The organism is Alsobacter ponti (genome assembly GCF_024294805.1).
Taxonomy (GTDB): domain Bacteria; phylum Pseudomonadota; class Alphaproteobacteria; order Rhizobiales; family Beijerinckiaceae; genus Alsobacter; species Alsobacter ponti.
This window is the reverse complement of the sequence record NZ_JANCLU010000006.1, coordinates 14418-39284: the sequence shown is the minus strand read 5'-3', so window position 1 is coordinate 39284 and position 24867 is coordinate 14418. Positions and strand designations below refer to the sequence as shown.

The following is a 24867-nucleotide window of genomic DNA, read 5'->3' as shown; positions in this document are numbered from 1 at the left end:
ATTGACTTATGTGAACTATACGAATTCGTGTACAAGCAATTAGGGTTACCTTGCGTAACGTTTCGCAACATTCCCACGGATTGCTCATCCGGAAGATGGGGTCGCGGCTTCAGGCGCGTACCGACGGGCGGCCGTCTCGCTCCCCCGCCCGGCGCTGCCCGCGCCGGCCGCGCTCGTTCTTCAGCCCTCAGGCGAACTCGCCGTTCCTGGCCGTCTCCACCGGGGCGGCGGGCTCGCACCTGATCGCGCGGGCGCGCTCCTCCGGGGTGAGTTTCGAGGTGAGGAACTTGAACTTATTGTTGGGGCCGCGAGGAATCCGATCGACCTTCTCGAACTCGACCCTGACCGGCCCCATGCGGTCGCGGATGCGTTCGGCCAGCGCGTCTTCGTGCTCCGGCAGCCAGCCCGCCCCCACCACGCAGCGCACGCGCATGAGGTCGAAGCTCTCCTGGATGACCTGCGCCTCGATGAGCGGCGCGTCGATGCGGAACGCCGGGTCCAGCCGGCTGATCTGCCGACCGTCGGCCGTGACCACGATGTCGTCGATGCGCCCGACGATGGTGGAGAGGTGCGGCAGGTTTCGGCCGCAGGCGCACGGCCCGGAGGCGGGCGCCACCGCGCCGCGGTCCCCGACCCTGTAGCGGATGAAAGGCATGTCGGGATTGTTCAGTCCCGTGACGATGAAGTCGCCGACCTCCCCGGCCGGAACCGGGCGGCCGTCGGCCAGGACTTCGAGGTACCCGGTTTCCGGCCACAGATGCATGCGGCCGTGCAGGCATTGGGAGGCCATCATCACCGCCTCGCTCTGGCCGTAAGTCTCGACCACCGGACAGGTGAACGCCCGCTCGATCGCCTCGCGCTGGTAATCGAGCAGCGGCTCGGAGTCCGAAATCACGACCTTCAGGTCCGGCGACGGCAGGTTGGCCGCCAGCATGCCTTCGGCAAGCGTGTGCAGCGCCGACGAAAAGCCGAGGAGATAGGCCGGCCGGAACCGCATGATCTCCCGGTGGTAGGCGGGAGCCGTGGCCACCGAGAGGTGAACCGACGACATATAGACCTTGTGCAGGCCGAAGCTGCGGACCCAGAAGGGAGGATCCTTCTGGCTCACGGGCGCGACGAGCTGCCCGCCCAGATGGGCCCAGCGGTCGTGCCGCGACACGCCATACCAGCGCTTCATCCGCGCCTCGGTCAGCGCGTATTGCCGCTGCACCGTCGCCTGGCTCTGGTAAAATTCGATGGGCTTTCCCGTCGTCCCGCTCGTGCGCACCTGGTACATGGACTTCGGGTCGCAGTCGTCGGCGAGGAACGCCATCGGATTGCGACGCACTTCGTCCTTTTCCAGAATGGGCCAGTTCTCGAGCAGTTCGGGCGAACTCATGTCGCCATTGCGTCGGCGCGCGTCCCAGTGCTCGCGATACCACGGAACGGACTTGCGGGCCCTGTGAAGCACGCGGGCGACCGCCTCCTCGCGCCAGCTCCGCCATTGCTCGTCCGACCACCGGTCGTGGGTCAGGAACTCCTCCGCCTGGGCATCCGCGCCCGGGCCGTAGCGCCAGCGGGAGAGCCACAGGCCGCGTGCGCCGGCGATGGCGCAACGGAGGGGGTAAGGCAACGCGTGATAAAAGGAGAACGTCGCCTTAGAGACCATCTCGCGCCACTCCGCATCAGCTTTCGTGAGCTCGCCCCGGTTGGGCGCGCATGCAAGATTAAACATATGCTGGGTAAAAATCAATTTGCAGGGCGAAAATAACCTTGATGACAGCCTCGTAAACTAACTTGTGTACTTGGTTAAGGCCGCGGTGCGCGGCCACGCTTGCTGCGTACGCCCTCCGGTCACCCATGCCTCGCCGCACATCGTCGACGTTACAATAAACTAACTTTTGTTCATTCACTTGCAAATTGCAAAAAACACGCTTTAGTTGAGCGGACGTCGCAGGCGCCTTTTTGTCAGGCGCCGCCAGTGCGCGTGTCCGGCGAGAGAACCCATGAATCAAGGTCGTGTAACTGACCGCAGCAAGGCACGCGCGCTCGGACGTGAGAAAAACCGGACAGTCACCGCCGATCTGGCCGACCGGGTGGTCGATAAGACGCCCACGGAACCGAAGCCGCTGCCGTCCTCCCTCACGTTGAATTCGACGATGACGGAGCTCGAGCGCATTTTCGGCTCGATCCGCCGTCACGGCTGGAAGATCGCCGCGGCGACGCTCGTCGGGTTCGTGCTGAGCTACCTCGCCGTGCAGTCGATCAAGGATCGCTACACCGCGACGACGCTGCTGATCATGGACCAGCGCGTCTCCCGACTGCTGGGAACCGAAGGTGGCAACGCGGCGGGCAGCAGCCCCGACAGCGAGGTCGAGATCCTCAAGTCGTGGAACATCGCCGAGAACGTCGTCGAGCGTCTGGACCTTCATACCGCGCCGGATTTCGCCGAGCGGCCGGGGCTGGTATCGCGACTTGGCGCTCAGGTCGGCGACGCCTGGCAGGACGTTCGCGCCAAACTGGGTTGGCCGCGCGCCGAAACCCCCGACGTCCAGGCGGACGAGGCGACCGGGCCACAGGGCACGTCGACGGGCGCCGCCGTGCGCATGCTGCAGCAACGCATCACCGTGCGCCGGCGCGGCCTCACCGACGTCATTGCCATCGAGGCGACCGCCGACAATCCGGACCGAGCCGCGCAGCTCGCGAACGCCTACGCGGACGCCTATATCGAGGAGCACGTCACCGCCAAGGTGCGCTCCATCGAGCGCGCCGAGGAGACGCTGTCCCGCCGTCTCGCCGAGCTGAGCGAGGCGCTGAAGAAGTCCGAGACGCAGCTCACCATGCGCCAGCTCTACCAGGACACCCTGGCGCGCATGAAGACTGTGTCCCAGCAACGCACGGTCGTGACCGCCGACGCCCGCGTCGCGGCCGAAGCCCGCCCGCCGGATCGCCCGAGCTTCCCGCCGCGCGAGATTCTCACCCTGCTGGGAGGCTTCCTCGCCTTTCTGATGTCGACCGTCCTGGCCTATGGCCGCGACCATTACAGCCGGATCATCCGCACCGAGGCCGACATCGAGGCGATCTCCGGTGTCCGCAACATCGGCGTGCTGCCGGCCGGGCAGTCGCGCCGCAGGCTGCACGACGAGATCGTCAACAACCCGTTCTCGGCCTTCTCGGAGGCGATCCGCCGCACCTTCCTCGGCCTCGAATTGATGACGACCAGCGGGGAGCGCAAGAAGACCGTGCTGCTCACGTCCACGGCGTCCGGCGACGGCAAGACGACGGTGTCCATCGCCCTCTCCCGCGCCGCGGCCGGCAGCGGGCTGCGCACGGTCATCATCGACTGCGACCTGCTGCGGCCCAAGCTGCACGAGCGCCTGGGGATCGACAAAGGCCCCGGCCTCGCGGACCTGATGGCGGCGGAGGGCAAGCAGGATCTCGATGCCCTGCTGAAGCCGGACCCGCGCTCGAACTGCACCGTCGTCACCGCGGGCGAAGGCAGCCGCGTGACCTCGGCGCGCCTGTTCCAGTCCCCCGAGTTCGCGGCCTTCCTGTCCGAACTCGAGCGTCGCTTCGACTTCGTGGTGCTGGACGCACCGCCCGTAGGGCCGATGGCGGGCATCCTGCTGCTCATGCGCAGCGTGGATACGGTGCTGTTCGTGGCCCGCGGCGGCGCCACCAAGGCCCACGACGCCAGGCTCGCCCTGCGTGAGGTTTTCCGCGCTCACCCGGCAAATGTTTTGACAATGCTCAATCAATCGGAGCGTTGGGTGGGGTACGGTTACTCGTACAAGTAGGCCCTTCTCTCGTCGGTGGAGTCCGTGGTTTTGGCTGTGTGGAGTGCAGGAATGTCGACCGGACAACGCGGCCAGCGTCGGCCATTCGAGGCGAGAGGTCTGCGTGGCCTCGCCCTGGCCCTTCTGGCCGTGCTGGCGCTCGCATGCATTCCCGTCCGGGCTCTCGCGGCGGATTATCTCCTCGACAGCGGCGACGTGCTGGAGATTTCGGTCTTCGGCATGCAGGAGTTCAAGCGCCGCTCGACCATCGACGTCGACGGCAACATCTCCATGCCGCTGATCGGCGAAGTGAAGGCCAGCTCGCACACGCTCGCCGAGGTCCGCGCCAAGCTGAAGGAATTGCTCGCCTCGAACGACGCGATCCGCAGCTCGGACGTCCTCGTCGAGCTGGTCGAGCACCGCCCCTTCTACATTTCGGGCGACGTCGCCCGCGCCGGGGCCTACCCGTTCCGCCCGTCCATGACGGTTCGGCATGCGATCGCGCTCGCGGGCGGCTACGACAATAATCGCTTCAAGGTCGAGAACCCGCTTTTGATGGCCACCGACCTGCGCGGGCAGTACGAGGCCCTGTGGACCGACTTCGCCAAGCGCGATGCCCGCGTGCGCCGGCTGCAGGCCGAACTCGACGGCAAGGACAGCATCGACGCGGGCGACCTGCGCGGCGTCCCGATTTCCGCCGCCGTGGTCGAGCAGATCGCGAAGCTGGAGAACGAGGCGCTGAAGCTTCGGACCGAGAACCAGCACCGCGAGCAGGCCCATCTCGACCGGTCGGTCGAGCTGGCGGACGGCCAGCTGGCGGCGATCGCAGCCGGCGCCAAAAACGACGACGAAAGCCTCAAGATCCAGATGGCGGAAATCGGCAGGGTTGCCGAGCTGAACCAGAAAGGCCTCGCCGCCGCCAACCGCCTGCTCGACGAGCAGCGGACCGCCATGCTGCTGCGCAGCCGCCAGCAGGAGAACGCCGCGCGGGCTTCGGCGGCCGAGCTCGCCAAGCAGGACCTCGCCCGCAAAAGCGTCCGCCTGGCCGAGGACCGGCGAGCGGCGCTGACCGAGGAGTTGCAGGACGCGCTGGTGGAGAAGGCCAAGGTGGCCGCGCAGCTGCAATCGGTGGGCGACAAGCTGCTCTACTCGGGCGCGCTGAAGGCCGAGCTGTCCCGCACCGGCCAGGCGCGCTCCGACATCACCATCTTCCGCACGGTCGACGGCCAGCAGGCGACGATTCCCGCCAACGAAGCCACCCCGGTCATGCCGGGGGACGTCATCGAAGTCCTGACAAAGTTCGATTTCCTGGTGGCGACCCCGCGCCAGTAGGCCCAAAGTTTCGCAATCCGTAATCTTTCATCACCCAAACGGCCCGGCGCAGCCTTTCTCGCGCGGGCGTGATGGGTGATTGTTGGCCATTAGTATTAACGTGTGCAAATTCACACTTACTTTAATCTTAATTTGTGGATCGCAGATGATTAGGTTTGACGAAAGGCAAATTTTATAAAAAATACAACTTGTAGTCGATGAGGAGTTGCAGATGAGTGTCGTCCGTCCAATCGCGCCCGCGCGCAGCCTGAGGACCCACGGCACCCATGTCCGCCCTTCCCTCAATTGGCGCGCCGGCGTTCTGGCCGGGCTGTCCCTCACCGCCCCCTGGGCCCTCGCCGTGCTGCATCGTGTCTCGCAGGGCCAGGATCTCTTGCTCCCTCCCGATGTGCTGAAGGCGACGACCCTGAGCATGGGCGTTGCGCTGGCATCGACGCTGACGCGCGGGAGCAGCCTGGCCCGCACCTGGCAGGTCGTGGGACTCGCCGCGGCGGCGACCGCGGCCTTGGCCGTCCTCGAACCTGCTTCCGCGCGGATCGACTGGTACGCCATGGCGCTGACGGCGTTCCTCGCAGGCTTCCTGATGCTCACCGCGCAGCGTCTGGCGCGGCCGGTGCGCATCGGGGCGATCCCCAGCTCCACGCAGATCGGTCCGACCGACCCGGCGATCGACATGCTGATGGACGCCTCGCTCGCGCAGGGGCCCTACGACGTCCTGCTCATCAACCCCGAGGTCTCGCAAAATCCGTCCTGGTCGCGCTACGTCATCACCTCCGCCTGCGCCGGCACCCGACTGGACTCCATCGTCGACCATATCGAGCAGGCCACCGGCCGCGTGATGCCCGATCGCCACCGTCCCGACGAATTGGTCCAGAGCGTCCGCCAGGCGCGCCTCTACGCCGCGGTGAAGCGGGGCTGCGACCTCGCCCTCGTGCTGCTCATGGCGCCATCGGCGCTGATCCTGTCCGGCATCGCGATGCTGGCCATCCTCGTCACCATGGGACGGCCGATCATTTTCGCCCAGGACCGGGTCGGCAAGGACGGCCGGGTGTTCCGGATGTTCAAGCTGCGCACCATGCGGCCGCGCAAGGAAGGCGAGGCGCAGTGCGCGACGGCCGTGAACGACAGCCGCATCACGCCGCTCGGCAAGGCGCTGCGGCGCACCCATGTCGACGAGCTGCCGCAGCTCTGGAACGTCCTGATCGGCGACATGAGCATGATCGGGCCCCGCCCCGAGCAGCCGGGCCTTGTCGAGAAGTATGAGGGGTTGATCCCCAACTACGCGATGCGCCACGCCGTGCGCCCCGGCATCACCGGCTGGTCGCAGGTCCGCTTCGGTTATGCGGAGACGGTCGAGGAGACCGCGCAGAAGCTGGAATACGACCTCTTCTACATCCGTGAGTTCGGACCGGCGATGGACCTCTCGATCGCCTGGCGCACCGTGATGGTGATGTTCAATCCCGCCCACGTGCGCTGAACGATCCCGCCCACGCCGAATTGCCGGCGAGGGTCAAGAGCGCGCCGAGCGCGAGTTCTCCCCCCAGCATGATGCCGGCCGAGATCGCGACGACGGCGAAGGGGCTGAGCGCGAACAGGCCGAGCGTCGCCGTCGCCCCGAAGCGAACCACGTTCACCGCCGCCTCGACCCGCGCCAGCGAGCCGCGCTGCGAGCGGACGTTGAGCAGGCCGACCGGCAAAGCGAGCGCCATCGCACCGAAATAGACAAGGAAGAACTGCGTCGCCTGCGGGTACTTCACCCCGTAGACGGCATGGATGAACAACGTCACGGCGGCGGTGCCGGCCAGGATCGCGGCGACGAAGCCGACGGCCAGCCAGCCGAGCCCCGCCTCCTCCAGCCCGAACACGCGAATGCGGCGCAACGGTTTTCCCAGCACCTCCGGCAGCAGGTAGATGCGCAGGGTCGACCCGACGAGGTCGAGCGGCGCGAGGAAGATCAGCACGATCCCCATCGCCGCCGCCGCGGCAGCGTCGTTGCTCCTGAAGACCAGCCACTGGGTCAGCACGGGCATCGAGCTGTAGAGCAGTCCCGAGACGAACATCACGGGTGAAATGCGCAGGATGGTCGCCGCGTCGCGCCAGCGCGCCTCGCCCGCCAGCACGGCGATGCGCCGCACCGAGAACAGGTGCAAAGGGATCTGCGCCAGCACGTGGAGAGCGGCCAGCACCGCGATCCAGCTCTGCGCCAGCAGCGCCGCCGCGCCGAGCAGCAGGCGCGTCACGGCGAGGCCGGCGTTGAGGGCGGCCAGACGCCGGAATTCGCGTCGACGCTGCTCGAGGACGCGCGTCGCCCCCCAGAACGCCATCCCCGCGCCGGCCGCGCCGATGACGATGCGGTCGAGATCGAAGCCGAGCCCGTAGGCCAGCACCGCGGCCGGGAGAACGCAGGCCAGGAAGAAGCCCTTCACGACGAGGTTCAGGCCGAGAAAGCGAAGGTCGTCGTGCTCGAAGGACAGTTTCAGGCACGTCTGGTTGCTGCCGAGGTCGAGCACGGCGGCCACCACGGGCACCAGCCCGGCGGCCAGCGACAGCTTGGCGAAATCCGATGCCGGCAGATTCAGGGACGCCAGGAACAGGATCGCGAACGCCGCGAGATTGATGGCGAGCGTCGACAGGAAGACGACGACCTGGTCGCCGAGTTCGCGAAACGCGATACGCCCGAAGCGCCCGGGCGCTACGGGGCCGGCCGCCGGCAGCGACGCGGAAGGCTCGGTGTCGGGTGGAGACGCCATCTCAGGGTCGCGACATCGCGGCGGAGCGCGCCGGCCGACGAACTCCCCGCCCCCGATGCGATCCTCGACACGCCTTTGGCATTGGACGCACGACCTCCAGCCCGCGAGGCGGGCCTCAATCCTTACCAGGCCCCGCGCGTGTCGACGACGATCTTGCCTTTGACCTGGTCGCGGTCGATCGACGAGAACGCCGTGTGGTCGACCAGCAGCAAGAGGATGTCCGCCCGGTCGATGGCCAGATCGAAGTCCCACAGCTCGAGGCCGAGATTGCTGAGTTCCCCCGGGAGCTTGTTGACGTGCGGTTCGACCAGGAGAATCTCCCCGATCCGCTCGTCCACGAGCCGCTTGACGATCTCCACGGACGGGCTTTCGCGCAAGTCGTCCACGTTCGCCTTGTACGACAAGCCCAGGCAGGCGATGACGGGATCCTTGAGCTTCGCCGCCAGCCTGCGCACCTTATCCACCACGAATTGCGGCTTGGCGTCGTTCACCTCGCGCGCCGTCCTGATCAGGCGGGCATTGACGGGATCGGCCGCGACGATGAACCACGGATCGACCGCGATGCAGTGGCCGCCGACGCCCGGCCCCGGGTTGAGGATATTCACGCGAGGATGAAGGTTGGCGACCTTGATCAGGTCCCAGACATTGATCCGGAGCTTGTCGCAGATGACGCTGAGCTCGTTGGCGAAGGCGATGTTGACGTCGCGGAACGCGTTTTCGGCGAGCTTGGCCAGCTCGGCGGTGCGGGCGTTGGTGACGTGGCACTCACCCTTCACGAAGGTCTTGTACAGCGCGCTGGCGCTCTGCGAGCATTTCCGCGTCATGCCGCCGATGATGCGCGCGTTCTGGACGACTTCCTTGAGGATCTGCCCAGGCAGCACGCGCTCGGGGCAGTGGGCGATGCGGATGTCGCTCAGCTCGCCTTTCTGATGCGGGAAGGTCAGGTCCGGCCGCTCCTCCGCCAGCCACTCGCTCAGCTTCTCGGTGGTGCCGACCGGCGAGGTGGATTCGAGGATCACGAGGTTGCCGGGCCGCAGCACGGCCGCGATCGATCGCGCGGCCGTCTCGACAAACGAGACGTCGGGTACGTGGTTGGCCCTGAACGGCGTCGGTACGGCCAGGATGAAGGCGTCCGCCTGCGCCGGCTCCGAGACCGCCCGCAGCCGGCCGGCCTGTACGACCTTGCGCAGCAGGAGATCCAGATCGGGCTCGCTGATGTGCGGACGGCCGGCGTTGACGCTCTCGACGGCGCGCTGGTTCACGTCCATGCCGATGACGTCGAAGCCATTGTCCGCCAGGACAGCCGCCGTCGGGAGGCCGATATAGCCGAGGCCGACGACCGATACTGTTTCAATTCTTGCCATTGGAAATCTCGTTGATGATCCGGTTGGCGATCTGCTCGGCGGCGTCGCCGTTCCCGAACGGGTTTCGCGGCTTCGCGAAGGTCCGGGCATAGTCGCTGTCATCGAGCAACCGCGTGAGCTCGTGGACGATGGTCCGCTTGTCGGTGCCCACCAGGCGCGCCGTTCCCGCGCTCACGGCTTCGGGGCGTTCGGTCGTGTCGCGCGTGATGACGACCGGCTTGCCGAGCGTCGGCGCCTCCTCCTGGATACCGCCGCTGTCGGTGACGATGATCTCGCAGCGCTGCATCAGCCGAATGAACGGCAGGTACTCGAGCGGCGGGATCAGATGGACGTTGGGCAGGTTGCCGAGCCACTCGCGCGCGGTGCTGCCCACCTTCGGGTTGAGGTGAACGGGGAAGACGATCTGCACGTCGTCGCGCCGGGCGATCTCGGCCAGGGCCATGCACGTGTTCTGAAGTCCCCCGTCGAAATTCTCGCGGCGGTGCCCCGTGACGAGGATGGTCCGCAGCCGGGGAGCGAGGCAGGACAGGATCGCATCGCACTTGTCCCGGAGCGCGGGTTCCCGGTCGAGCCTGTCGATCATGAACGTCAAGGCGTCGACGACGGTGTTGCCCGTCACCTGGATCCGCTCCCCGCTGATGCCCTCGCGCAGGAGGTTGGACGCCGACAGGGAGGTGGGCGGGAAATGCAGGCTCGCGACCGAGGAGACGAGCCGCCGGTTCATCTCCTCGGGCCAGGGGGAGAGCGGGTTGCCGGTGCGAAGGCCCGCCTCGACATGGGCGACGGGCACCTTCTGGTAGAAGGCCGCGACCGCGGCCGCGAAGGTTGAGGTCGTGTCGCCCTGGACGACGAGATAGTCCGGCCGGAACTGGGCGAGCACCTCGGTCGTGCGGGTCACGATGGTCGCCGTCAGGGTCGCGAGGTCGGGGGCGTCCTTCATGACGGCCAGATCGAAATCCGGTTGAATTTCGAAAGCTTCCAGAACCTGTTCGAGCATCTGCTTATGTTGGCCGGTGACGCAGACACGGTGATCGACGTTCTTGTTGGCGAAAGCCTTAACCAAAGGCGCAAGCTTGATCGCTTCTGGTCGTGTCCCGAACACGGTTAATACGCGCATGATGGTCGCCCCGCTGTTTGGATTCATTGAAGTTTAAATGCATGTTAAAGGTCAAGTCATTTCACTGCTCATGACTTACAAGCGCTTGCTCAATTGAATCCGTCGGACAGGGCGCGTGCGCGGCCGCGCCGCGCCGATCGACGGGCATCGCGCGGCCCCTTTCGACGCTCCGCTTTTCGGTCGCGACTTGCGTTCGCAGGCTGTAGGACGACGGGCTCGTCCAGCCACACGAAAACCGCCTGGTGCTTGATTTTGTAAGAGATTATGTCGCGACGCTGCGGGCGTCCCGCATTCTCCGTTCGCGTCCCGAGATGGCGACCGAGGGTATCACCGACGCCCGCGGCTTCGCTCTCGACACGAACGAACGCAACGCCGGGATCAGCGACGCGCAGCCGCAGCGTTGCCAACGTTTACCACGACAAATTCTTAATGTGGTGAACGATTGAACCGAAAGCAGCGACCGACTAGATTTATTTAATGCACATGGATGAGCCGGGCGGCCGGTGGTGGGAGTAGTTAATGCGGGTTCTTTGCTTGAGCCACTATTATCCCCCGGAAAACGGTGCGCTCGCCGTCAGAATGTCCGAAAACGCGAAGAATTGGGTCAAGGCGGGGTTCGACGTCACCGTCGTCACCTGCGTGCCGAACTATCCGCGCGGCAAAATCCTGCCCGGATATCGCAACCGCCTGTTCCAGAGCGAGATGATCGACGGGGTCAGGGTCATCAGGTTACTGACCCTGACCGTGGCGAACGAAGGCGTGTTGCTGCGAACGATGAACTATCTGGTGTTCAGCCTGATGGCGATCCTGTTCGCGGGCCGGCTGCCGAAGTGCGACGTGGTGATGTCGACCTCGCCCAACCTGTTCTGCGGCGCGGCGGGCTGGGCGGTCGCCAGGTTGAAGCGCGTGCCCTGGGTGCTGGAAATCCGGGACCTCTGGCCGCAGGCCATCAGCGCCGTCGGCGCGGTGGAAAGCCGGGCGATGCTGGCCCCGTTTCACGCGCTCGAGCGGTGGGCCTATTCCCACGCCGACCTGATCGTCACCGTCACGCGCCCGTTCGTGGACCACATTCGGGCCCATGGCGGCCGCGACAAGATCATCCAGGTCATCCCGAACGGGGTGAGCGTCCAGCGCTTCGTGGGGTCCGACGGCGCGGCCTTCCGCGAGCGGCACGGACTGGGCGACAAGGTCATCGTCTCCTATGTCGGCACGCACGGACTGGCGCAGAAGCTGGCGAGCGTTCTCCAGGCCGCCAAGCTGCTGCGGTCGCGCTCCGACATCGTCGTCCTGATGATCGGCGACGGCGGCGAAAAGAAGCAGCTCATGCAGATGCAGCGGGACGAGAACATCGACAACGTCGTCTTCATGGACGAGGTGCCGATGAGCGCCATCCCCGACATTCTCGCGGCCACCGACATCACGCTGGCCCCCCTGTCGAAGGACCCGCTGTTCCGCGCCTTCGTGCCCGGCAAGATCTTCGAGTCGATGGCGGCGAAACGGCCGGTCGTGCTTGCCGCGGAAGGCGAAGCGGCGCGCCTGGTGACGGAAGCCGAGGCGGGGATCGCGGTGGCTCCGGAAGACCCCGAGGCCATGGCGCGGGCTATCGCGGAACTGGCCGACAACCCCGACCTGCGGCGTCAGGCGGGGGAGAACGGCCACGCCTATGTACGCGCCAACTTCGACCGGGAAGCCCTCAGCGGCCGGTACGCCGCCGTTTTGAGCGAGCTGGTGTCGAGCCGCAGGGGCAAAATTCCGTTCGGGACCGCGCACAAGATTTCCGAGGAAGCCTGACCGGCCGACACCGCCGGTCCCCGGCGCCGACGCGTCACCTCGCGCCGGCGCGTCCGGCGATCGACAGGCCGCGCCTCAGCGCCTGTCGCGCCCTCCCCATCGCCACGGCCGCGCCCTTGATCTTGAGCCAGAAGCGAAATCCGCTGTCGCGGCGGCCGATATAGATCCTGGGGACCGCGTGCGGCCGCTCGCGCACGGACGCGAGGCCGACCGGCCCCGGCTCCAGCGAAAACCCGATTTTGAACCCGGCGCGCGCCACGGCGCGCTCGTCGTCGGGCCTGAAGTCCCGCGCCGAACCGTTCGGGTAGGCGAAGGCGAGCGGCGGCCGGCCGAGCTCGACGGCGAGCCTGTCAAAGCAGTCGGCGATCTCCCTGGCGGCCTCGCCGGGCGGCATGCGCGAGAGGATGGGGTGCGAGCAGGTGTGCCCGCCGAAATCGACATCCCGCGCGGCCAGACGCCTGACGAGATCCCAGTCCATGCACGCCTTCCACGGGAGGTCGGTCGACGACACCGGCACATCGGTGGCCTCGGCCAACTGCCTGAGCCATTCGGAGCGCTCGTCCGCCGGCTCCTCCTTGCAGGCGGCCATCCATTCGGAGGCCAAGCGCACGCGCGAAGCCTCGTCGGCGAACGTCGCCTGGCCGAGAAGCGGCAACTTCCCGCCGGTCTTGCGCGTGGTTGCGAGACAGTACGCGACCACGTCCCACGGAAAGGCTCGCCCGTTGCCGATGTAATCCGTCGCCAGGAAGATCAGCGGCCGAATGCCGTGTCTCCGCATGATCGGCAGCGCGACCTCCCCGTTGTCGAGATAGCCGTCATCGAAAGTGACCAGGGCCGGACGCTCCGGCAGTTCCCCGCCCCCATCGAGCCATTCGACGAGACGCTCGATCCCGATCGGCGTGTAGGCCCGGGCGACCAGGCTCATCTGCCGCTCGAACTCGCGCGGGTCGGCGCTCACGTTGGGCAGGAACCCGTTGAACGCCCCTCCCCCCGTGTCCGCGACGCGGTGGTAGCAGAGCACCAGGAGTTGAGAGGCCCGGTCCTTAGGGAGCATGACGTCGCTCATGGGTCCTCATGCACCGTCATCGAACTCGGCCCGCTCCTCGGTCTCTGCGCTCTCGCCGCGCACGATCCCGGCCATGAGCAGGGGCAGCAGGACGTCGTGGGCGCGGAAAGCCAGGGCGCCGTGCACCCCCACCATGTCGCCGAGCAGGATCACCGCGCATCCCACAAGGAGCGTCCTGTTGGAGCTGGCGATTGCGCCTCCGACCAGCCGCGCCAGAAACGCGAGCAACAGGATAAGGGGAAGCAGCCCAGCCTCGCCCAGAACCATCAGGTAGGTGTTATGGACGCCGAGCCACTGGTCCACATTGTTGCGGACACCCCCCTCCAGAAAGTGGAACTGCCCCAGCCCGCTCCCCCAGGGAAAGGTCTGGTTGATCTTGGCGAGGCCGAACTGCCACAAGTTCGTGCGCCCGGTGGTGGTTCTTTCGTTGAACTCGCCGCTCATCAGGCTCATCACGTCGACGATGCGTTCGCGCCGCTCGTCCGAAAAGCCGAAGACATCGTACTCGACGATGTACCATCCAAGGACATACAGCGACGCGACCGCGCCCAGCGCGACGAGCGACAGAGACAACGAACGACGCTGGATGAGGTAGAGCGCTCCCAGCACCGCCAACATCAACATGCCGTTCTTGGAGAAGGTGAGAACCAGGGCGGCCACCGCCAGCCCGATCTGCAGCAGCGAGACCAACGGCCGCTTCGCCGGATACGCGACCGTCAGAACCAGCGCGTAGAGCGCCACGACGGCGGCCTCGTTGGGGTTGGCGAACAGCCCGGACGCGCGTTCTTCGGCGGCCACGTAATTGAAATAGCGCGACAGGTCGTCGGACCCCAGCGTGAAGACACAGGCCAGCAGCAGGCAGGCCTTGGTGATCCGCGCGGCGCTCGTCAGCTGCTCCTCGGACGCCGCCGTATAGAAGAAATACAGTCCCGACACCATCAGCAGCGTCGCCGCGTACGGCGTGAACGACTTGGACTCGAAATTATTCGCGTTCAGATTCTCCCACGATCCGAAGCCCAGATAGGAGACCATGAACAGGAAGAACAGCGAGTACAGAACGGTGACGTTGCTGGCCCTGAAACAGAGAACGCACAGGCCGATCGACAGGACGAGGGCGAAGGGCGAAAAGAAGCTGTCGATCCCCGTGACGAGCAGGAACGCGCCGTTGAGATTCAGGCACCCGAAAACGATGAGCCCGATGGCGGCGAGATCGGACGCCGACCAGGACCTCGTCACTTCGGAACGCAGCGGAATGTCGATGGTCATGACACGGCGCCGGGTTCGAACGTCCGCGACGCATCCGGGGATTTCGCCGCGCCCGCCGGGTCGAGCATTCGTCGGTAGAGCGCCAGCGTCTCGCGCACGATGACGTCGGGGTCGTAGAGCTCACGGGCGGCGGCGCGGATCGCCGGCCTGTTCCACTGGACGCGCGCCATCTCCGCCAGCTTGCCGGCGTCGTCCTGGACCGAATGTCCCTCCAGGAACACGCCGTTCACGCCGTCCTCGACCATATAGCGGAAGCCGAACGACGGGCGCACGGCCACCGGCAGTCCGCGGCAATGCGCCTCGGCGACGACCATCGGCGCGGTCTCCTGGCCGGACACGAGCAGCAGGACGTCGGACCGGTCGAACCATCCGACCAGTTCCGCTGGGGACACGCCGCCATGGAAGGTCACGGCCTCTCCGAGCCCTTTTTCCGCGACCAGCGCCTTGCAGCTCTCGAAGTAGTCGGCCTCGACCACGGGCCCGACGATGTCGAGCGTCGCGGGGATGCCTCTCTCGCGCAGGGCGGACACCAGCGAGATCGAGGCGGCGACGTTCTTGCGCGCGCTGATCACGCCCACCTGCAGCAGGCGGAAGCGGTCGCCGGCCGCCGGCGGCGCGGAGAATTCCGCGTCGAGGAAACACCGGTCGACCGGGTTGGCGATGGACTGGACGCTCCGCCCGACGAGGTCGGGCAGCGCTTCGAGCACGTAGGGGTTGATGAGCACGACCCGGTCGAACCGGGAGCGGGCGATTGCCTCGACCGCCTGGACGACGCGCGCCCGCAGCCCGCGGCTCCAGGCGCGCAGCAGGCCCTCGCCCGCCGACTGCCTGATGTCCTGGTCCAGAATGCCGTGCACCGTGAACACGAGCGGCACGTCCAGCGCGCCGCGACGCGGCCAGAACAGCGCGACGCCGCCCATGTCCTGCACGTGAACGAGATCGGGGCGAAGGTCGCGCAATTGCGCCAGCACCGCGCGGGACATGTGGGACCAGTAGCTCAGAAATCCCGGGATCCCGGCGCGCTTGAGATAGCGGATCTCGCCGAATTCGTCCCGCGTCCGCAATGCGATGCTCGCATTGGGAACGACGACGGAGACGCGGGCGTGCGCGGCCAGCCCTTTTCTCAAAACTTCCGTCACCCGCTCGACGCCGCCTCGGGCGGTCCGGTGGGGCTCAGGCAAAGGCGCGACCAGCACGATATGCATCTCGCGCGCGCCGGCCTGCCGATCCGCCCCAGCGCCGGTCCCCTGCTCTGTTTCGGGCTTCAGTCGGAGGTTCATCACTCTCTCGCGGGTTCCGAAGAGGCGTTGGGGCTGCACGAGCACGTCCCGATCGCCTTGGGGCGCCGACCGCTTCCGGGGCACCCGTGCGCCGCTGACATTCGCTCAATTATAAACGTAATTAAAGTCCGATGGACGACCCGCGATTGCATTGTGCTTAACTGGCCGGCGACGCCAACGTTGTTCGCGGACCGAAACGCTCACTCCGGAGGGCCGAGACGCCAGCGACCGCCCGCCACCGCCGCGCATCCCGGCCGAAACGAGGCAACGAATGACCTCGGGCAGCGCATTCGTTCAAATTAATACTAATTCATCTCACATCGCGTTGCGCTTGATCCATGTTGCCGTTCCCCTCTATTTTTAAGAGGGAGGCCTCAATTCGTCATGCAGCTTTTGCTTGAAGCCGCGCAAGCGGCGAACCGGTCGCGGAGACGGTCCCGTCCGAGCCGGGCGGCGTCGCGCGTCGAGGGCCATGTCGTGCCGCGGCGCTGGATCTCGAACGCCGCCTGCGCCGGAGCCCTGCTCGCGTCGCTTGCCGCTCCGCCCGCCATGGCCGGCATCAAGACGGCCTGGTTCGTCGGCGAAAGCGAAAAGATCGGGCGCTTCGATCTCGGCTCGCAACAGACGCTGGGCTGGACCGCGCCGAGGTTCGACCCGGCGACGCGGACGGTGCGCCTGTCGGGCGCGCGCAACGAGAGCATCGGCTTCCAGACCATCCTGACGACGGACGATACGGGCGCGAGCGCGGCCGACGTCCAGGTCTCCGACCTGCGCCAACTCGACGGCGCGGGCGTCATCCCCGGGTCGCCGAAGCCGCCCTATCGCTACGACCCCTTCCGCTACGTCCGCCCGGACGGCGCCATCGAGCTCTTCACCGAGCATTACCTCGAAGTCACGCAGCGGACGACCGCTCGCGGGGCCTGGTTCTTCGCCGTCGCGCCGGACGGCTATGAGGGCTGGCTGCCCGACGCGCTGATCCCCTTCGCGGCGATGCAGGGCAAAGGCGGCGCGCCGTTCGACATCGGGCCATCGCAGAACCAGGGTGTCTGGCTGGACATCCATATTCCGCGCGACGCGCCGGCGGGACGATACCGGGGCGAGATCGCCGTCCTAGCCCAGGGCGAGGACACCAGGCGCTTCACGCTGGAGCTCGATGTCCTGCCCCTGACGCTCGGCGATGAGAATCCGGTCCGCAACATGTTCGGGCTGGACCGCAGCTCGCTGCGCTACGCCCACGCATTGTCCGGACCGCCCACCGCGGCGACGTTCGTCGCGGTGGAGCGCCGCTACGACCAGATGGCGCATCGCCACGGCATGGATCTCGTGCGCCAGATCGACCGGCTCCAGGACATGGATGCGTTCGAGCCGGCGATGAACGGCAAGCTCTACACCGAGGCGTTCGGCTATTCCGGCCCCGGCGCGGGGCTCGGCAACCGCGTGTTCTCCATCGGACCGCTCGACGGCGCCTTGCCGGTCGAGTACGGCTCGCGTCCGGGGGGCTGCGGGCCGACTGTGCCGGGCCAGCGCGGCGGCTTCTCGCTGTGCAAGTCGAGCGACTGGCAGGCGGGCTCCAGCGCCTGGGCGAAGTGGTTCCGCGACCGATCGCTCGGCGATGTCGCCGTCCACAAATACCTGTTCCCCGACGAGCCGAAGAGCTCGAAGGTGCCGGACGCCTTCGGCCTGATCAAAACCCAGGCGGATTGGACCCGGTCGAACCCTGACCCCGGCGGGCGCATTCCGACGCTGGTGACGAGCCGCATCGACCCCGCGCTGGAGGGCGCGGTCGACTGGTGGATGTCGCCGGCGCACCATACGTTCCGCGACTTCGCATCCCCCGACGTCATCGCGAGCGAGCGCGCGGCGGGGCGCAAATGGGGCTACTACAACGGCTTCCGACCGCTCTCCGGCTCCATCGTGATCGACACGCCGGCGACGGATTTCCGCGTCATCCCGTGGATCGCCTACAAGTACAACGTCGATCTCTATTTCTACTGGGATACGACGAACTGGGGCCGCGGCCGCCGCAACGTCTTCCGGCAGGCCATCACCTACGACGACGGCAGCGCCAAGGCGAACGGCGACGGCAGCCTGTTCTATCCCGGCTCCTACGCGGTGTTCCCGGACGACGGGCGGGGATTTGCGGGGCCCATGTCGTCGATCCGCATGAAGAACTGGCGGCGCGGCGTCCAGGACGTGAAATACCTCGAGCTGGCGCGCAAGGCGGGACTCTCCCTCGACGCGGTCTGGGCGCGCTGTCTGTCGGCGGCGCTGTGGGACAGGGACCGCAACCGCCCGCCCGCCTGGCCGGATCGCGGCGAGGCGTTCGACGGCTGCCGCGACGAGCTGGCGCGCCAGCTGGTCGCGCGCGCGTCGCCGGCGAAATAGGAACGGGCGCGGCGACCTCATGACCCAGCGCAAGATCATCCTGATCGGCTCGTTCCTGTCCGCGGTGCTGAAGCACCGCTCGGTGTGCGAGGACCTGGCCGAGCAGCTCACGGCGCGCGGATGGTCGGTGGCCGCCGCATCCAGGCGCGCTGCCCCCCTCGGGCGTCTTGTGGACATCACGAAAGTCGTCTTCGCCGAGGGCCGATCCGCCCGCGTGGCTCAGGTCGACCTGTTCAGCGGCCGGGCCTTCCTGTGGGCGGAATACGCGGCGCTGCTGCTGCGGCTGTTCGGCGTGCCTTACGTGCTCACCGCGCATGGCGGCGGCCTGCCCGACTATGTGAAGCGCTGGCCGGGCCGCGCGCGTCGCCTGCTGGCGAACGCCGCGGCCGTGACCGCGCCGTCCGGCTTCCTGCACCGGGAACTGCGGCCGTTGCGCGCCGATATCCGCCTGATCCCGAACGGCATGGACCTCGAGAGCTATCGCTTCCGGGTGCGCGCTCCCGCCTCCCCGACGCTCATCTGGGTGCGCAGCTTCCACCAGATCTACAACCCCGCCATGGCGGTGGATGTCGTGGAGCGCCTGCTGCCCGACTTCCCGGGCTTGCGCCTCACCATGGTCGGGCCCGACCGCGGCGACGGCACGCTGGCCGCGATGCGCGAGCTCATCCGCGCGCGGGGGCTGGACTCGGCCATCGAGATCGTGCCCGGCGTCGAGCGCGCCCGGATTCCCGCCCTGCTCGATGCCGCCGACATCTTCATCAACACCACCAACGTGGACAACACGCCGGTCTCCGTGATGGAGGCGCTCGCCTCCGGCCTGTGTGTCGTCAGCACGGACGCCGGCGGCCTGCCGGACCTGCTGTCGGACGGCGTGGACGCGCTGCTCTGCCCGCGCGGCGACGCCGCCGCCATGGCGTCGCGGGTCGAGTCCATCCTCCGTTCGCCGGAGCTCGCCGAACGCCTCAGCAATGCGGCGCGCCAGACGGCGCTCGCCAGCGGCTGGGATGACGTGATGAAGCGGTGGGACGCGCTGTTCGAGGAGGTGCGCCCCGCCTAGGGGCGTGTCGATGCGAAAGAGCCGGCCCGTGGTCCGGGCCGGCCCGATGACGACGCAAACTTCCCGCTAAAACTTGGCCCGTCAGGACTCGCCCGCCTCCGTGAGGACGGGCTGGGCGGGGCCGCCCCGCGGCCGCGAGGCCGAGGTCGGAGGGGTGGGGCTCAGCTTGAACGCGTTCGGACGCTCGAACAGGAACGACAGCCGCGTGCCCCGCACCAGGTGATAGAGCATCAGCGGGAAAGCAACGCTGATGACGGTGAGCGCCAGCGACGACCATCCGACATCCAGATCGTACCCGACGACGACGAACTTCAGCGGCGTCACCGTCAGGAAGAAGGCCAGATAGATGACCAGCGACTTCTCCCCGCAGTAACGGATGAAGCGCAGCGCGTTGTAGCGGTTGAGCAGGACGCCCGTGGTGATCAACGCGAACGCGCCGGCGAAGCCCAGCACGAGGCTGATCACCGGAAGATGCGCGATGGTGTCGGCGATCCCGCGCGGGCTCGGCGTGAACACGGCGTAGGAGTTGACGACGCCCCACACCAGCAGAAGCGCCATGGCGATGATCGTATTCTTCTCCACCCAGCGCGCGCCGGAGAAGACATAGCTCGCGATCAGGTAGCCGGAGAGGAAGTACACGCCGCGGGCGCAGAACTCGTCGATGGCGGTCCAGCCCGTCTGCACTCTCGCCGTCTCGAGAATGGCGGCGGCGATCCACGCCAGCCACATGTTCACGCGATGGTCGCGCAGGACCTTGGTGACGACGAAGAAGATCGGCAGGACGTAGATGAACCACAGGGTCCCGAGCGGCTCGATGAAGGCCATCGGGAATTCGAGCAGCTTCTCGTACGAGCCGGCCCACAAATATCCCGGCCCCTTCGTCATGAAAGTGATGGTCGCCCACAACACGTAGAAGTAAACGAAGTGCAACACTTTCGTGTCGGTGTACCGTCGCCACGGCCTGTCAATGACGGGCGCCAGAAAGAGGCCCGAGACCAGGAAGAAGTCGGGCATCCGGAACGGCTGTGCGAACACGACAACGTAGTGGAGGAAGCCCTCTTCTTCGGCCCAGAACTCGATGTTCTTCGTGGTGTGAAGCATCACCACGAGGATGATGCACAGCCCCTTGGCGTAGTCGACCCACCCGATACGGTCCGATCCGGTCGCTGTCGTTGCCATCTTTTTATGCCGTCATCAAGAAGCCGCGGTTACTTTAATAAACCCTTTTTCCAGAGATTGCTAATTCGTCAACTGAAAGGCGCGCTTTTGTGATGATCGTGGTTAGCGGCGCGGCATTGCCGGCCCGCCTTCGGCGGCGGGGGTCGGCTCACTCCGAAATCCGGCCTCGCCAACCTTTCAAAGCGATAACTTTCCCCAAGGCCGAGGCTTCACTACAATCCAGGCATGTTCCGCAACATCCTCGGCTGGGATCGATCTCCCCGGGCGCCCCACGGCCCCAGGGGAACGCGTCTTTACGCCGTCGGCGATGTGCATGGCAGGTATGACCTGCTGCGGGAGGTCGCGAACCTGATCCGCGAGGATCTTCGCGGCTGCCCGGGAGACGCCTTCACCGTGCTGCTGGGCGATCTGATCGACCGCGGGCCACAATCGCGCGAGGTGGTGGACAGCCTCGCGAGGCGCGATTTCCCGACCCCCTTCACGGCGCTGATGGGCAACCACGAAGCCGCGATGCTGCATGCGCTGGAGTCCGACAAGGCGTTCGAGCTGTGGCTCGGCATGGGCGGAAGCGAAACGCTCGCCTCCTACCTGGGCGGCGTTCCGCGGCCCGGCGCGGTGGACCGGCCCGCCCTGATGCGGGCTCTGCCCGAGGAGCACCTGACCTTCATCGAGGCGATGCCACCGACCTACGCGGCGGGGGACTTCTTTTTCTGCCATGCCGGGATCCGGCCGGGCGTGCCGCTCGAGCGGCAGACGCCGGCGGACCTCTTGTGGATCCGCGAGCCGTTCCTCAGCAGCACGCGAAACCACGGCAAGGTCATCGTGCACGGCCATACGCCCGTGCCGGCGCCGATGTTCCTGTCGAACCGCATCGCGCTCGATACCGGCGCCTTCGCGACGGGGAAGCTCACCTGCATCGCCATCGACGAGGCCGAGATCCGTGTCCTGACCCCGGCGGAGGAGTGCGGCGGCGAGACCGCCGACCGCGTGTCGGCCGGCCTCACCCGCTAGTCGAGAACGGGGCGAGGTTTGCGCGACAAGATCGCGCCGGCCCCGCCGCCCTCCGTGCGCCGCCCCCTCAGAGCGACAGCAGCTCGCGCCGCTCCGCGTCGGTGAGGTCGAGGCCCACGCTGGCGAGGCTCGAGGCGATCTGCTCCGCCGTGCGGCAGCCCACCACCGGGATGGTGAGGAAGGGGCTGTGCATCATGGCGTTGAGCATGACCTGCGTCGGCGTCGCGCCGTGCCGCGCGGCAATCTCGGCGAGGCGCGCCGCCGTCGCGCGGTTGGCGGCGTTGTCGTAGGCGCGCGCGGTGATGTCGTCGAGCGCGGCCGCGCCGATCTTGTCGAAGTAGCCCTTGGCCTGCGACGAGTACGGGATCACCGGCAGGCCGCTCTCCTCGTGGAACGACCGCATGTCGGCGTCCATGGCGAGCAGGTCGGGGCTCGAAGTGCCCGGGTTGCGGCGGGCGAGGCTCCATTCGGGCTGGTGGGCGACGAAGCCTTCCCAGCCATTGCGGCGCGCCGCCTCTTCCGCCGCCCGCATGCGCGCGCCGGACCAGTTGGAGCAGGCGTAGTGGCGCACCTGGCCCTCGCGGCGCAGTTCCTCGACGACGCCCAGCACGTCCTCCACGGGCAGGGCCGGGTCGTCACGATGCAGGTAGAACAGGTCGAGCCTGGCGAGGCCCAGATAGTCGAGCGCCTCGGCGACGTCCTGGCGCACCGTGGCGCGGTCGAGCCTGGCCCGAGGATCGCCGCCGCGCGGATGCCCGCCCTTGGTCGCGATGACGACGTCGACGGACCCGCCGCGCGCCTTCAGCCAGCGGCCGAGCGTCTTTTCGGAACAGCTGCGCTCCACGTCGGGCAGCCAGTCGGCGTAGACATGGGCCGTATCGATGAAATTCGCGCCCTGCCCCACCCAGGCGTCGAGCAAGGCGAAGGAGGCGTCCTTGTCGAGCGCGCCGCCGAGCCGGTTGCCGCCAAGGCACAGGCGCGAGACGGAAAGCTGCGTTCGGGGGATGAGCACGCGCGCTGAGCCGTTCATGAGAGTCCACCATTGCCGCGGCCTTGGGCTCACGGACGCGCCGGCGTCCGCGGGGCGCGCGCCGCCGCGCCGGCCGCGCGCCGGGCGGCACTCTGGCCCAGGACGCCCCGCGTGGGAAGGGCGCGCCGCGTCGCGGCGGGCGGGGTCAGCGGATCGGCGGCGCGAACAGGATGCCGCCCAACAGCCAGTTCTGGTTGACGCCGCGTGGAATGCCGAGCTTCGACTGCGAGCCGACATTGCGCTCGAACATCTCGCCGTAATTGCCGACGGCGCGGATGGCGGACGCCGCCCAGGTCTTGTTCAGCCCGATCTGCTCGCCGAAGCTGCCGTCAGCGCCCACCAGCCGCCTTACGTCGGGACGCTGCGAACTGGCCGCCTCCTCGGTGTTACGGGAGGTGACGCCAAGCTCCTCCGCGTTGATCAGCGCGAACACCACCCACTTCACCACGGCGAACCACTCGCCGTCGCCGCCGCGCACCACCGGCGCCAGCGGCTCCTTCGAGATCACGTCGGGCAGGATCATGTGCTCGGTCGGCTTCGGCAGCTTCAGCCGTTCGCCGTAGAGCTGCGAGATGTCGCTCGACATCACGTTGCACTTGCCGGCCTGGTAGGCGGCGAGCGACTCCTCCGGGCTCGACACGGTGACGGCTTCGAAGGTCATGCCGTTGGCGGTGAAGTAGTCGCCCAGATTGTCCGCGGTGGTGGTGCCCTTCTGGACGCAGACCTTGGCGCCGGTCAGCTCCAGCGCCGAGGTGACGTTGCGGCTCTTCGGCAGCAGGAAGCCCTGCCCGTCGACGTAGAGCACCGCGGGGAAGGCCAGCCCGAACTCGGTCTCGCGGCTCATCGTCCAGGTCGAGTTGCGCGACAGCAGGTCGATCTGGCCGTTCTTCAGCGCCGTGAAGCGCTCGGCGGCCGAGAGCGGCACGAACTTCACCTTGGTCGGGTCGCCCAGCGCGGCGGCCGCCACGGCGCGGCAGAAATCGGCGTCGAAGCCGGAAGCGCCGCCCTTGTCGTCGGGAGTCGAGAAGCCGAGAACTCCCTGGCTGATGCCGCAGATCAGCTGGCCGCGCTCCTTCACCGCCTTCAGCGTCTGGGCCGGCGCGGGCGCGGAAATGGCGGCGAGGGCGGCCGCGGCCAGCGCGGCGCGGATCAGGCTTTTCGCGGGCATGGCGTGTCCTTGTCTGGAGCGAGCTGGGCTGGGCTAGGCAGGCGGGCGGAACGCGGCGCTCAGATCGGCGCCGCCTGCCGGACGATGACCTTGGTGCCGACCGGGACGCGCTCGTAAAGATCGATCACGTCCGGGTTCACCAGGCGGAAGCAGCCCGACGACACGTTGGTGCCGATCGTGTCCGGCTGGTTGGTGCCGTGGATGCGGTAGACCGTGCCGCCCAGGTAGAGGGCCCGCGCGCCCATGGGGTTGCCGGGGCCGCCGGCCATGAAGCGCGGCAGATAAGGCTGGCGCTGGATCATCTCCGGCGGCGGCCGCCAGTCCGGCCACTCCTGCTTGCGCACGATGCTGACGAGGCCCTTCCACTGGAAGCCCTCGCGCCCGACGCCGATGCCGTAGCGCACGGCGCGGTTGTTCGGCTGCACGACGTAGAGGTAGTGCTCCCCCGTGTGCACCACGATGGTGCCGGGCGCCTCGTTGCTGCGGAAGAAGACCAGTTGCCGCTCCCACGGCCCGGACAGGATCTCCTCGTCGGGCGAGGGCTCGTATCCGGGCTGGTCGGCGATATCCCACTCCTCGCGCGGATCGGCGGGCTTGGCCCCGGCGGCCAGCGCCAGCGGCGTGGCGAGCGCCAGGGCCGCGCCGACGGCGAACAGCGCGGCGAGACGGGTGGAAAGCTTGTGTCTGGTCGTCATGTCGGACCTCGCGGCAAAGGGGGCGGCCGGGATCAGCGGCCGGCGCATCGGACGAACACCGTGGTGCCGTAGCGTCCGGCGACCTCCGGGTCCGTGAAGATCGTGGTGAGCACGCTCTGGTCGTAGGACAGCACCTCGCGGTCCCACTGGTCGCCGGGCGGCCCGTCGGGGCCGATGAAGGTGCGCCCGTCGGCCGACACCTTCACCTTCAGCTCAAAGAGATCGGCGCTGTCGGCGACGTGCATCATGACGCCGCCGTTCTCGCCCTTGGTGACGACGTAGGCGTTGGAGCACGCGGCCTTGGCCTGCGGCAGGGTGCGGTCCCGGTCCGTGTCGCGGTGATACGCGCCGACGCCCCAGCGGCCGACGAGTTGCTCCGTCGTGATCTTCGGCGGCGCCGTCGGCGCGAGCGCCGGAACGCCGAGAACCCGCTCCTCCGAAGCGCAGCCGGCCAGGCCGGCGATCAGAATCGCGCCCACGCCGATCCGCAGCATTCCCCTCGCGCCCGGCATGAATGGCCCCCTCCGCCGTCCCGACTTGAGGAAAGTTAAACAGCACACGCGATGCGTGCAAGTCGCGAGGAACCGAACCCGGACTGGCGGCCGGGCGCAAGCGCCGGGC

At 67.4% G+C, this 24867-nt stretch carries 20 protein-coding genes; 8 read left to right on the top strand and 12 right to left on the bottom strand.

Annotation, left to right across the window (positions count from 1 at the left end):
* Positions 1–187 precede the first annotated feature (187 nt).
* The gene (locus NK718_RS07865; RefSeq protein ID WP_254740355.1) at positions 188–1648 is read right to left on the bottom strand and encodes a phenylacetate--CoA ligase family protein; all 1461 of its coding nucleotides are present in this window, start codon (positions 1646–1648) and stop codon (positions 188–190) included.
* 490 nt (positions 1649–2138) lie between these two features.
* Between NK718_RS07865 and NK718_RS07860 the strand changes: the two genes are divergently transcribed.
* The 3 genes from NK718_RS07860 to NK718_RS07850 all read left to right on the top strand — a co-directional run bounded on the left by NK718_RS07860 (position 2139) and on the right by NK718_RS07850 (position 6564).
* Positions 2139–3776 carry a polysaccharide biosynthesis tyrosine autokinase gene (locus tag NK718_RS07860; protein WP_254740353.1) on the top strand — a complete coding sequence of 546 codons (1638 nt, stop codon included), beginning with the start codon at positions 2139–2141 and terminating at the stop codon, positions 3774–3776.
* A gap of 51 nt (positions 3777–3827) precedes the next feature.
* The gene (locus tag NK718_RS07855; protein WP_254740351.1) at positions 3828–5087 is read left to right on the top strand and encodes a polysaccharide biosynthesis/export family protein; all 1260 of its coding nucleotides are present in this window, start codon (positions 3828–3830) and stop codon (positions 5085–5087) included.
* Positions 5088–5298: 211 nt separating this feature from the next.
* Positions 5299–6564, top strand: coding sequence for a sugar transferase (locus NK718_RS07850; RefSeq protein ID WP_254740349.1), 1266 nt, complete (start codon positions 5299–5301; stop codon positions 6562–6564).
* On the opposite strand, the gene NK718_RS07845 is transcribed toward NK718_RS07850, so the two are convergent.
* From NK718_RS07845 to wecB, 3 genes are all read right to left on the bottom strand, one after another.
* Positions 6542–7837: a hypothetical protein gene (locus tag NK718_RS07845; RefSeq protein WP_254740347.1), complete on the bottom strand. Its 1296-nt coding sequence runs from the start codon at positions 7835–7837 to the stop codon at positions 6542–6544. The two genes, NK718_RS07850 and NK718_RS07845, sit on opposite strands and share 23 nt — an antisense overlap.
* A 122-nt stretch (positions 7838–7959) precedes the next feature.
* The gene (wecC, locus tag NK718_RS07840; protein WP_254740345.1) at positions 7960–9201 is read right to left on the bottom strand and encodes a UDP-N-acetyl-D-mannosamine dehydrogenase; all 1242 of its coding nucleotides are present in this window, start codon (positions 9199–9201) and stop codon (positions 7960–7962) included.
* The gene (gene wecB / locus NK718_RS07835; RefSeq protein WP_254740343.1) at positions 9188–10318 is read right to left on the bottom strand and encodes a non-hydrolyzing UDP-N-acetylglucosamine 2-epimerase; all 1131 of its coding nucleotides are present in this window, start codon (positions 10316–10318) and stop codon (positions 9188–9190) included. Before wecB ends, wecC begins: the two co-directional genes overlap by 14 nt.
* A gap of 242 nt (positions 10319–10560) precedes the next feature.
* On the opposite strand from wecB, the gene NK718_RS07830 reads away from it, so the two are divergent.
* Positions 10561–10764 carry a hypothetical protein gene (locus NK718_RS07830; protein ID WP_254740341.1) on the top strand — a complete coding sequence of 68 codons (204 nt, stop codon included), beginning with the start codon at positions 10561–10563 and terminating at the stop codon, positions 10762–10764.
* A gap of 73 nt (positions 10765–10837) precedes the next feature.
* Entirely contained in the window at positions 10838–12109 is a 1272-nt protein-coding gene (locus NK718_RS07825) for a glycosyltransferase family 4 protein (protein WP_371877243.1), read from the top strand.
* A gap of 34 nt (positions 12110–12143) precedes the next feature.
* Here NK718_RS07825 and NK718_RS07820 read toward each other — a convergent pair whose 3' ends face one another.
* Genes NK718_RS07820 through NK718_RS07810 form a run of 3 tightly spaced genes read right to left on the bottom strand, consistent with a single transcriptional unit; the run spans position 12144 to position 15721 of the window.
* Positions 12144–13175, bottom strand: coding sequence for a polysaccharide deacetylase family protein (locus NK718_RS07820; protein WP_254740337.1), 1032 nt, complete (start codon positions 13173–13175; stop codon positions 12144–12146).
* Between the two features lie 6 nt (positions 13176–13181).
* On the bottom strand, positions 13182–14441 hold the full coding sequence (locus tag NK718_RS07815; RefSeq protein ID WP_254740335.1) for an O-antigen ligase family protein: 1260 nt from the start codon (positions 14439–14441) through the stop codon (positions 13182–13184).
* Positions 14438–15721, bottom strand: a complete 1284-nt coding sequence (locus NK718_RS07810) for a glycosyltransferase family 4 protein (RefSeq protein WP_254740333.1) — start codon at positions 15719–15721, stop codon at positions 14438–14440. Before NK718_RS07810 ends, NK718_RS07815 begins: the two co-directional genes overlap by 4 nt.
* A gap of 477 nt (positions 15722–16198) precedes the next feature.
* Here NK718_RS07810 and NK718_RS22095 point away from each other — a divergent pair, with 477 nt between their 5' ends.
* Both NK718_RS22095 and NK718_RS07800 read left to right on the top strand, forming a co-directional pair.
* Positions 16199–18106, top strand: a complete 1908-nt coding sequence (locus NK718_RS22095; RefSeq protein ID WP_254740331.1) for a DUF4091 domain-containing protein — start codon at positions 16199–16201, stop codon at positions 18104–18106.
* 19 nt (positions 18107–18125) lie between these two features.
* Positions 18126–19163 (top strand): glycosyltransferase family 4 protein, encoded by a 1038-nt coding sequence (locus NK718_RS07800; RefSeq protein ID WP_254740329.1) that lies wholly within the window; start codon positions 18126–18128, stop codon positions 19161–19163.
* Between the two features lie 81 nt (positions 19164–19244).
* Here NK718_RS07800 and NK718_RS07795 read toward each other — a convergent pair whose 3' ends face one another.
* Positions 19245–20342, bottom strand: a complete 1098-nt coding sequence (locus NK718_RS07795) for an acyltransferase family protein (RefSeq protein ID WP_254740327.1) — start codon at positions 20340–20342, stop codon at positions 19245–19247.
* Positions 20343–20567: 225 nt separating this feature from the next.
* On the opposite strand from NK718_RS07795, the gene NK718_RS07790 reads away from it, so the two are divergent.
* Positions 20568–21353 (top strand): metallophosphoesterase family protein, encoded by a 786-nt coding sequence (locus NK718_RS07790; protein ID WP_254740325.1) that lies wholly within the window; start codon positions 20568–20570, stop codon positions 21351–21353.
* A 67-nt stretch (positions 21354–21420) separates the two neighbouring features.
* Here the strand turns inward: NK718_RS07790 and NK718_RS07785 are convergent, their stop codons facing one another.
* The 4 genes from NK718_RS07785 to NK718_RS07770 all read right to left on the bottom strand — a co-directional run bounded on the left by NK718_RS07785 (position 21421) and on the right by NK718_RS07770 (position 24758).
* The gene (locus tag NK718_RS07785; RefSeq protein WP_254740323.1) at positions 21421–22383 is read right to left on the bottom strand and encodes an aldo/keto reductase; all 963 of its coding nucleotides are present in this window, start codon (positions 22381–22383) and stop codon (positions 21421–21423) included.
* 145 nt (positions 22384–22528) lie between these two features.
* Positions 22529–23551 (bottom strand): amino acid ABC transporter substrate-binding protein, encoded by a 1023-nt coding sequence (locus NK718_RS07780; protein ID WP_254740321.1) that lies wholly within the window; start codon positions 23549–23551, stop codon positions 22529–22531.
* A gap of 59 nt (positions 23552–23610) precedes the next feature.
* Entirely contained in the window at positions 23611–24246 is a 636-nt protein-coding gene (locus NK718_RS07775; protein ID WP_254740319.1) for a L,D-transpeptidase, read from the bottom strand.
* Positions 24247–24278: 32 nt separating this feature from the next.
* A complete protein-coding gene (locus tag NK718_RS07770) occupies positions 24279–24758 on the bottom strand; it encodes a hypothetical protein (RefSeq protein ID WP_254740317.1) in 480 nt (159 codons plus the stop codon).
* Between the last annotated feature and the right edge of the window lie 109 nt (positions 24759–24867).